12 protein-coding genes are annotated in these 9281 nt (G+C 65.8%); 10 read left to right on the forward strand and 2 right to left on the reverse strand.

Features of this window, described 5'->3' with window-relative positions; all coding sequences use genetic code 11:
* Positions 1-118: 118 nt before the first annotated feature.
* The 10 genes from flgK to MBELCI_RS17495 all read left to right on the forward strand — a co-directional run bounded on the left by flgK (position 119) and on the right by MBELCI_RS17495 (position 7419).
* Positions 119-1534: a flagellar hook-associated protein FlgK gene (gene flgK / locus MBELCI_RS17455; protein ID WP_021695574.1), complete on the forward strand. Its 1416-nt coding sequence runs from the start codon at positions 119-121 to the stop codon at positions 1532-1534.
* Between the two features lie 11 nt (positions 1535-1545).
* Entirely contained in the window at positions 1546-2607 is a 1062-nt protein-coding gene (locus MBELCI_RS17460) for a flagellin (RefSeq protein WP_158497407.1), read from the forward strand.
* Between the two features lie 120 nt (positions 2608-2727).
* Complete coding sequence (locus MBELCI_RS17465) at positions 2728-3843, forward strand: flagellar basal body P-ring protein FlgI (RefSeq protein WP_021695576.1); 1116 nt, start codon at positions 2728-2730, stop codon at positions 3841-3843.
* On the forward strand, positions 3843-4145 hold the full coding sequence (locus tag MBELCI_RS17470; RefSeq protein ID WP_021695577.1) for a rod-binding protein: 303 nt from the start codon (positions 3843-3845) through the stop codon (positions 4143-4145). The genes MBELCI_RS17465 and MBELCI_RS17470 overlap by 1 nt, the downstream gene beginning before the upstream one ends.
* Entirely contained in the window at positions 4142-4552 is a 411-nt protein-coding gene (locus tag MBELCI_RS17475; protein ID WP_021695578.1) for a flagellar protein FlgN, read from the forward strand. The genes MBELCI_RS17470 and MBELCI_RS17475 overlap by 4 nt, the downstream gene beginning before the upstream one ends.
* Before the next feature lie 107 nt (positions 4553-4659).
* Positions 4660-5538 (forward strand): flagellin N-terminal helical domain-containing protein, encoded by an 879-nt coding sequence (locus MBELCI_RS17480; RefSeq protein ID WP_021695579.1) that lies wholly within the window; start codon positions 4660-4662, stop codon positions 5536-5538.
* A gap of 172 nt (positions 5539-5710) precedes the next feature.
* Positions 5711-6118 carry a flagellar biosynthesis regulator FlaF gene (locus tag MBELCI_RS17485; protein WP_021695580.1) on the forward strand — a complete coding sequence of 136 codons (408 nt, stop codon included), beginning with the start codon at positions 5711-5713 and terminating at the stop codon, positions 6116-6118.
* Between the two features lies 1 nt (position 6119).
* The gene (locus MBELCI_RS17490; RefSeq protein ID WP_021695581.1) at positions 6120-6599 is read left to right on the forward strand and encodes a flagellar biosynthesis repressor FlbT; all 480 of its coding nucleotides are present in this window, start codon (positions 6120-6122) and stop codon (positions 6597-6599) included.
* Positions 6596-6829, forward strand: a complete 234-nt coding sequence (locus tag MBELCI_RS22085) for a hypothetical protein (protein ID WP_021695582.1) — start codon at positions 6596-6598, stop codon at positions 6827-6829. Before MBELCI_RS17490 ends, MBELCI_RS22085 begins: the two co-directional genes overlap by 4 nt.
* A gap of 8 nt (positions 6830-6837) precedes the next feature.
* Positions 6838-7419 carry a DUF1217 domain-containing protein gene (locus MBELCI_RS17495; RefSeq protein WP_235047690.1) on the forward strand — a complete coding sequence of 194 codons (582 nt, stop codon included), beginning with the start codon at positions 6838-6840 and terminating at the stop codon, positions 7417-7419.
* Between the two features lie 42 nt (positions 7420-7461).
* On the opposite strand, the gene MBELCI_RS17500 is transcribed toward MBELCI_RS17495, so the two are convergent.
* Positions 7462-8517 carry a flagellar motor switch protein FliG gene (locus MBELCI_RS17500; protein WP_045320445.1) on the reverse strand — a complete coding sequence of 352 codons (1056 nt, stop codon included), beginning with the start codon at positions 8515-8517 and terminating at the stop codon, positions 7462-7464.
* Between the two features lie 33 nt (positions 8518-8550).
* Positions 8551-9276: a flagellar type III secretion system pore protein FliP gene (gene fliP / locus MBELCI_RS17505; RefSeq protein WP_021695585.1), complete on the reverse strand. Its 726-nt coding sequence runs from the start codon at positions 9274-9276 to the stop codon at positions 8551-8553.
* Between the last annotated feature and the right edge of the window lie 5 nt (positions 9277-9281).

Here is a 9281-nt window from a genome sequence, read left to right on the forward strand (position 1 = left end):
TCGAACGCCAAGATCGTCACCACCGTCGACGAGATGCTGCAGGAAACCACCAACCTCAAACGCTGAGCCGGGCAGGCGGCAGCAGAATGCGCCGCGCCTCACTTCATAGGAGTGCAGAATGAGCATTACCGCCGCCTTCTCCGCCAGCCGCAGCGGCCTCGCCGCTGCCGAACGCTGGTCGGAAACGACTTCGAGCAACATCGCCAACGCGTCGAACCCGGGCTATTCGCGGCGCGGCGCGCCGATGACGACCCTGCCCGGCGGCGGCGTCGCGGTCACGGGCTATGCCCGGGCCGTCGACGACCGCCTCGAACAGGCGCACCGTCTGGAAATCTCGCGCGTGGCGGGCCGCGAGGTCGTCGCCGCCGCGCTCGAAAGCCATGCCAGCACCTTGGGCGACATCGATTCCTCGACCGGGTTGCACGGCCGCCTCGGCACACTGCAAAGCGCGCTCGACGCCGTGGCCTCCGATCCGGCGCAGCCCGCGCTGCAGGAAAACGCCGTGCGCGCGGCGATCGCGATGGCCTCGACCCTGCGCGACGCTGCAGACAGCCTAGAGCGGGTCGAGACCAACGCCCGCGCAGGCGTGCGCGACGACGTGAGCCAGATCAACGCCCAGCTGGCCGAGATCGTCGAGGTCAACCGCAAGATCAGCGCCGAATACGGTCTCACCGAGCGCCGCGCCTCGCTACAGGACAGCCTTTCGGCCAAGCTCGACGGGCTGAGCGAGGTGCTCGACGTGCGCACCAGCTACGACGCTTCGGGCCGGATTTCGATCTTCACCACCGGCGGCGCGCCGCTGGTCGAGAACAACGCCGCGCACGAGCTGGTCTTCGACGGGCAGACAGATCGCCTGACCCTCGGCGGTGTCGACGTGACCCCCGGCGTCGCCGGAGCGCGCGGCTCCGAAGAGGGGCGGCTCGCCGGACGGCTGAGCCTGCTGACGGGCGATGTGCCGCGCATGCAGCTGCAACTCGACGAGATGACGCGCAGCCTCGTTCAGGGCTTCGAAGCGGCCGATGACAGCCTCGCCGCCGGGCAGGCGGGCCTGTTCACCGATCAAGGGGCGGCCTATTCGGCGGCGGGTCTCGAAGGGCTGGCCACACGGATCGCCGTCAACGACGCCGTGCGCTCCGACGCAGGCGGCGGGGCATGGCGGCTGCGCGACGGCGTGGGGGCCGTGGCCGAGGGGCCGGCCTCCGACGGGCGTCGCGTGAATGGCTATGTCACGATGCTCGGCGCGCGCACGGATTTCGACGCGGCGGCGGGTCTGGGAGAGGAGCGCAGCCTGGCCGAATTCACCGCCGGGCTGATCGCCGACCACCAGCAGATGCGCAACACCGCGCGCGATGACGCCGAATCGCTCTCGGCCGGGCGCGATGCGGTCGAGGCGGCCCGCGCCTCGGTGCAGGGCGTCAACATCGACGAGGAGTTGCAGCAGCTCATGCTCATCGAGCAGAGCTATGCCGCCAACGCCACCGTCATGAAGACTCTGGGCGAGATGATGGACACGCTGCTCGCGGCGGTCAGGTAAGGAGAGCGATGATGATTTCGATGACCCGCAGCCTCGGCAGCCTGCAAAGCACCATCGCCAGAACCCGCCAGATCGGCGAACTCGATCGCAAGCTCGGCGAGGCCGGGCAGGAGATGAGCACGAGCCGCAAGGCCGACGTCTATCGCGCCCTTGGCAACCGCTCGGCAGAGGCGCTGGCCCTGCGCTCCGAAACCCAGCGGATGGAAGGGTTCGTCCTGTCGAACGAACTGCTCTCCTACCGTCTCGACACCGGAGCGCAGGCGCTCGGCGAGATCCGCGACACGATCGGCGGCGTACAGGACCTCGCCGCACAGACCGGGGCCAATGGGCTGACGCGGGGCAAGGAGTTGCAGGCCGCCGCGCGCGCCGCGATCGAGCAGCTCGTCGGTCAGGCCAACCGCACCGTGCAGGGCAGCGCGCTTTTCGGCGGCCTCGACAGTGGCAAGCTGCCGTTGCAGCCATGGGATCAGGCGAACCCGCGCAGCGGTCTCGCCCCGTCGGAGGTGATCGACGCGATCTATGGCGCGGGCCCGACCGACGCCGCCGACGCGGCGGCGATGGCCGACCAACTGGTCGCGGTGTTCTCGACCGGCGGCGCCGCGGCCGAAGGCTTCGAGCAGACCTTCTACAACGGCAGCCCGGCTTCCGAGCCGGGCCGTCTCTCGGCGCGGATCGACGTGGACGAGACGATCGATTACGGCGTGCAGGCCAATGATCCGGGAATGCGCGACACGCTGCGTGGCCTGGCGATGCTGGCCGCGGGCGACATTTCCGAGATCGAGGACCCCGCAGCACGCAAGGCCTGGTTCGACGAGGCCTTCAATGCTCTGGGGACCGGCGCCGCGGGCATCCTGGCCGCCGAAAGCCGGATGGGGGCGCAGCACGCTCGGGTCGAGGAACTGCGCGCTTCGCAGGCGTTGCGGCTCGACCTCTACCGCAGCCAGACCAACGCCCTTGAAGGGGCCGATCCCTACGAGGCGGCGACCCGGCTGAACAAGCTGGAGACGCAGCTTGAAGCCACCTACGCCGTCACGGCCAAGCTCGCGCGGCTGTCTTTCCTGAACTACATGTGACCGTGCAACCATGTATAGATTGTTTAAATGCAACCTATGCATGGATTGTTCCGACTGTTCTTGCGGTCACGGCACCGCTCTCGCTAGGGTGACGATGGCACGATCTGGCGGGAGCGGAACATGGCAAGGCGGTTTTGCAGGGCGTGGCCCCTCCTGTGTCTGGCGCTCGGGCTGTCACCGGCGCTGGCGCCGATGGCGCGGGCCGAGGTGCGGATCAAGGACATCGCCCAGTTCGAGGGCGTCCGCGAGAACCAGCTCGTGGGCTACGGCCTCGTGGTCGGCCTTAACGGCACCGGCGATTCCCTGCGCAACTCGCCCTTCACCGAACGCTCGATCGAGGGGATGCTGGAGCGACTTGGCGTCGGTAACTTGACCGACGAGCAGATGCGCACCCAGAACACCGCCGCCGTCATGGTCACCGCGATGCTGCCGCCCTTCGCGCGGCGCGGCTCGACCATCGACGTGGTGGTCTCCTCTCTGGGCGACGCCTCGTCCCTGCGCGGCGGCACGTTGATCGTGACCCCGCTCACCGGGGCGGATGGCGAGGTCTATGCCGTGAGCCAAGGGCCGATCGCGGTGGCGGGCTATGCGGCGCAGGGGGCGAACGCCTCGATCGTCGAGGGCGTGCCGACGGTTGCGCGAATCGAGAACGGCGCCACGGTCGAGAACGAGATCGACTTCGACCTCTCGACGATGAACTCGATTCGCATCGCGCTGCGCACCCCCGATTTCACCACCGCCAAGCGGGTCGAGCAGGCGATCAACGCGCATCTGGGCGGCATCGCCACCACGCTCGATTCGGGCACCGTCGAAGTGCGCTCGGCCGCCAAGGTCGACATCCCCGGCATGCTGGCCGAGATCGAAGGGCTGCGCGTGCAGCCCGACGCCATCGCCAAGGTGGTAATCGACGCGCGCTCGGGCACCATCGTGATCGGCTCGGAAGTGCGCATCGCCGAGGTCGCGGTGAGCCAGGGCGGCCTCACGGTCATCGTCAAGGAAGAGATCGAGGTGAGCCAGCCCGAGCCGATCTCGATCGGCAACACGGTGGTGGTGCCGCAGACGGAGGTAACGGTCGAGGAGCAGGAGGCGCAGTTCTCGATCCTCGAAGGTGATGTCAGCCTGCAGCGCCTCGTCGACGGGCTCAACGCCATCGGCGTTACGGCCAGCCAGACCATTTCGATCCTGCAGGCCATCAAGGCCGCGGGCGCGCTTCACGCCGATCTGGAGATCATCTGATGGAGATCACACCCGGCCCCCTTTCGATCAGGCAACTCGCCAAGACACGTGCGCCCGATCCCGAGACCATGGCCACCGCCCGCAAGTTCGAGGAGATGTTTCTCGCCCAAACCGTCGATGAGATGCTGAAAAGCGTCGACACCGGCAGCTTCGGCGGCGGTCATGCCGAGGAAACCTGGCGCAGCTTTCTCGCGCGCGCCTTCGCCGAGCAGATCTCGGATCAGGGCAGCACCGGCATCGCCCAGAGCGTGGCCCGCGCGATCGGTGCCTATGGCGACGGTGGAACGGAGAATGCGTCATGAGCGAACAGACCATCATCGAGGTGCGCGCCGACATCGCCGCGCTGACCGACCTGCTCGAAGCCGAGATCGCCGACATCAAGGCGGGCGAGATTTCGGCCGTCGCGGAGCGGGTTGAGGCGAAGACCGCTCTCGTGGCGCGTCTCGACGGGGCGGGGCCGGTGATCGAGGCGGCGCTCGGGGCCGAGGATGACGCCTCCGCGACGTTGCGCGAAGACCTCGCGGCGCTGGCGGCCCTGATTTCCCACGATGCGGCGATGCTGGGCCGGATGCGCGAGACGACGGCAGGCGTCGCCCGAGATCTGGAGCGGCTTCGCGCCCGTCACGGGCTCGGCGGTCTCTATGGTGCCGACGGAAATCGTAGCGCCGGGGACACACTCTCCCGCGCCCCCATGGATAAGTCCGTATAGCGCCACAAACGCGCCCCAATTCATGGATTTAACCATAGTCATACCGCGGCGGTCATGCCGACTTCGTCAGAAAGACGATCGAACAGTAAGAACGCTGGAGAACTAAAATGTCTTCGATCCTCACCAACAATTCCGCGATGTCCGCACTCTCCACCTTGCGGAATATCAACTCCAACCTCAGCAACACTCAGGATCGTATTTCTTCGGGCCTCAAGGTCCAGTCCGGAAAGGACAACGCTGCCTATTTTTCGATCTCTGAGACGATGAAGGGCGACAGCGGCATGACGAAGGCTGTCAACGAAGGCCTTACGTTGACTAAAAACGTGATCTCCACTGGTCGCCTCGGGGCCGAAACCGTTTCGGACCTCGCCAAGCAGTTTGTTGAGCGCGTTGCGTTTGCGCAAGGCGAAGGCGTTGATCGTGCCGAAGTGCAGAAAGAGTTGGTCGCACTGGCCGACCGCATGGACGCTACCATCAGTCAGTCAAACTTCAACGGATCCAGCATGTTTTCGGCGACTGCTGGAGACAAGATCACTGCGGTTACCGGTATTACCCGTGATGGTGCAGGCGCTTTCCAAGCTCCGACCACTATGGATTTCGGCAAGGTTGACTTGCAGGCCGTTGCAACCGCACTTCGTGGTATTGACGTAAGCGCTGCCGAAGATTTCGGAGTGGATGGCGTGCGCGGGGGTGGTGACGACGTCGATACAATGCAGACGCGCCTTACAGCGGCAGAAGCTGAACTCGGCAAGGCTATCGATGCAGCAACGACCCTCGGCGTTTCAGAAAAAACCATTGAGACACAACAGAGTTTTCTGACTGCGCTTTCGGATAAGCTCGACAGCGGCATTGGCTCCATGGTCGATGCCGACATGGAAGAAGAAGCGGCCCGTCTGCAGTCACTGCAGGTTCAGCAGCAGCTTTCGACCCAGGCTCTCTCGATCGCCAACCAGGCGCCGCAGAACATCCTGAGCCTGTTCCGTTAAGGCCTGACGCGGCTCGCCCTATGGGGCGGGCCGCACCCCTGCCGGGCCAGCGCCCGGTGCCCCCCTGACACTTTACGACCGGCTGACGCGTCTGCGCGATCCTCGGGTTGCGCTTGCGTCCGCCTCCACCGTTCCCGCCAGAAGAGCGGGGCCCTGAGCGAGAGCAGAACGCATGAGCATCGCCGCCTATAAAACCACCATCCGCGAAAGCGAAACCCCCCGCCAGATCGAACGCCGCATCCTGAGCCGGGTCACTGGACAGCTCGCCGCGCGCGCCGACGCCTATGACCGTGCCGAGAGCAAGCTTGATCGCTCGACACTCCTGGCTGACGGGCTGCGCGACGACCTCGCGACCAATCAGAAATTCTGGAACGAACTGAAGTTCGACCTGTCCCAGCCCAAGAACGCGCTGCCCACCGATCTGCGCGCCGGGCTCATTTCCCTCGCCATGTGGGTCGATCGCCAGACCAGCAGCGTGATGGGCGGCAATGCCGGTGTCCGCGCGCTCGTCGACATCAACCGCTCGATCGTTGCCGGCCTCGCTGGGCAGGGCTCGGTTGCCGCCGCCGAGGTGGCCTGACATGGCGCTGAAACTCACCCTCAAGCCTGACGAGCGGATCGTCGTCAACGGCTGCATGATGCGCAACTCGTCGCGCCGCCACGTGCTGACCATCGAAAGCCAGGCCGACGTGGTGCGCGGCCACGACCTTCTGGACGCGGACGCGCCCGTGACCCCGGTGACGCGCGTCTACTACCTGATCCAGACGGCCCTGATCCAGAGGGCCGTCCGCGAGGATCTGCTGCCGGTAATCCAGAACCAACTGGCTGACCTTGCGATGGTCTTCGGCAATCCCAGCCTTGGCCATGTCTTCGATGCGGCCAGTTTCGTGTCCATCGGCGATTACTACAAGGCGCTCAGAGCGTTGCGCCCGGTGATCGCGCATGAGGCCGAGCTGTTCGAGCGGATCGCGACCCGCGCGCAGTCCGACCTCGCGGCGATCGAGCCGGAGATCGCACCGCAGCCGCCCCACAGCCATCCCGAGCGGAGGGCGCAGGGGTGATCAGTCTTTCGGGTCTCAACACCCGGATGGGTCTCCAGTTGGTGGACGCCACGCGCGACCGCCAGCTCGAACAGATCCGCAACAGCGCGCAGGACAAGCGCGCCATCGCCGCCTTCGAGGCGCGGATCGGCAACGTCGAGACCGTCGATCAGCTGATGGAGGACCGTGAGCTTTATGTTTTCGTGATGAAGCCTTCGATCTCGAGGACCAGATCTTCGGCAAGGCCCTGATTAAGAAGCTGCTCAAGAGCGATGCGGACGATCCCGCGTCACTGGTCAACCGCCTGACCGATTCTCGGTTCAAGGAAATGCACACGCAGCTTGGCTTCAAGGACGAAGGCACGCGAAATTCGCTGACCGACTCTGCGGCATGGCGCACGGTGATGATCAACAAATACGTCGAACAGCGGTTCGAAAGCGCGCAGGCCGATCAGAATGAGAAGGTCGGCACCGTGCTCGAATTCCGGCGCAAGGCTGGGGCTGTCAAGAACTGGTTCGACGTGCTGAAGGACCCGGAAATGACCGAGTTCATGCGCACCTCGCTGGGCGTGCCCTCGAGCGTCGCGGGCCTCGACATCGACAAGCAGGTCGAGTTGTTCAAGGCCAAGTTCGACATCACCAAGCTTCAAGACCCCGCCGAGCTCGAAAAGCTCGAGCGCAAATATGTTGCGATCTCGGATGCCCAAGCCGGTGTCAACAGCGCGTCGAACGTGGCGTTGACGCTGATGAACGCCGCCGTGAGCGCCGGGGCGGGGGGGCAGTTCACACCGATCACCCTCGACATCAGCGCCGTGACCTCGTTCCGCCGCAGCTCCTACTGACGCGGTGGCCGAAGGCGCGGACCGCGCCTCCGGAGCCATCCGTCAATCGAGAATTTCTTCATCCTCGTCGCCCGCGGTCGGCAGGTCGATCGCGCCGTCGTCGGCAAGCTGGCGCGTGTAATCGACGATCATCGTCTGGGCGGCGCGCGCGTCGCGTCCCCGGACCGGGCCCATCGTGTTCATCTCATCTAGCAGCATGTCGCGCGCGCGTGCCGTCAGCGCGTCGAGGAAATGCGCGCGCATCTCCTTGCTGGCACCGCGCAGCGCCAGCGGCAGCGTGTTGCCGGTCAGGCCGCGCATCACCCGCGCGAGGCTCTGCGCGTCGAGGCGGATCAGGTCCTCGAAGGTGAACATCCTTGCCATGATGCCATCGAGCGCGCCGGGCTTGCGTTCGTCGATCGCGGTCTGGAGCCCCTCGAACACGTCGCGGTCGAGCTTGTTGAACAGATCCGCCATGCGCTGCTCCATCTCGACGGCGCTCGACTGGCCGCCGGCCGAGAGCATGTCGGTCTGCAGCGTCTCCTCGATCTGCGCCATCATCTTGGGCGGCACCGCCTCCATGCGGATCATCCGCTCGACCACCTCTCGCATCGCCTCCTCGCCCAGGAGCGGCAGCACCTTGGCGGCGACCTCGGTGTCCACATTCGACAGGATCGCGGCGGCGGTCTGCTCGTGCTCGCCCTTGAGATAGGCGGCGATGACGTTTTCGTTCATCGCCGAGAACTTGGCCCAGAGGTCGCGCTCTTTCATCGGGCCGCGGATGTCGCGCAGGATCGCCTCGACCTGCTCCTCGGGCAGGAAGGCGCGCAGCATTGCCTCGGCCGAAGCGAGCGAGCCGACCACGCCGCCGCCGCTGTCGACGCCTTCCGAGAACTCGGCCAACACCATCTCGACCAACTCGGCCTGCACCACGCCGAGGCGGGCCACCGCGCGGGTGATCTTGGCGATGTCCTCGGGTGCCAGCTTGCGCATCAGCTCGGAGCCGCGCTCCTCGCCCAGGCACAAAAACAGGATCGCCGCCTTTTCGGGGCCGCGCAGGCGGCGCAGCGGCGGGGGTGGGGGGCGTCGCCGCTGCGCGCACGGGGTTCTGCTCGGGATTGCGCGCGGGCGCGGGGGTCATCGCATTCATCGTCATCCTCCGGCCAAGGGCACGTAGCTTTCCATCAAGCTGCCCGCCAGCATGTACCAGCCGTCGATCAGCACGAAAAAGATCACCTTGAACGGCAAGGAGATCAACACGGGCGGCAGCATCATCATGCCGGCGCTCATCAGGATCGAGGCGACGATCAGGTCGATCGCCACGAAGGGAAGATAGATCAGGAAGCCGATCGAGAAGGCCCGGCGCAGCTCCGAGATCATGAAGGCCGGGATCAGCGAACGCCAGCCCGCCTCCCGGGCGGTCTCGGGGACGGGCACGGGCTCGCTGCCGTCGGCGCGCGCGGCGAGGCCCTGGAACAGTTCGAGATCGCGCGGCCGGGTGTTGGCGAACATGAAGTCCTTGAACGGATCGCCGATCCGCATGATCGCCTGTTCCTCGGTGATGGCGTTGTCTATCAAGGGCTGCAGCCCGTTCTCCCAAGCCTGTTCGAACACGGGCTGCATCACGAAGAAGGTCATGAACAGCGCCATCGACGACAGCACCATGTTGGGCGGCGTCTGGTTCAGACCGAGCGCCGAACGCAGGATCGAGAACACGATCACGAAGCGTGTGAAGCTGGTCATGATCATCAGCAGGCCCGGCGCGATCGACAACACCGTCATCAACGCCACGAGCTGGATGATCCGCCCCGACAGGCTGGCGCGCTCATCCGAGCCCGGTGCTGCGTCCGAGAATACCTCGCCCAGCGCGCCGAGCACGCCCG

Origin of the sequence: Limimaricola cinnabarinus LL-001 (genome assembly GCF_000466965.1) — a bacterium.
In the GTDB taxonomy this organism is placed as follows: Bacteria; Pseudomonadota; Alphaproteobacteria; order Rhodobacterales; family Rhodobacteraceae; genus Limimaricola; species Limimaricola cinnabarinus.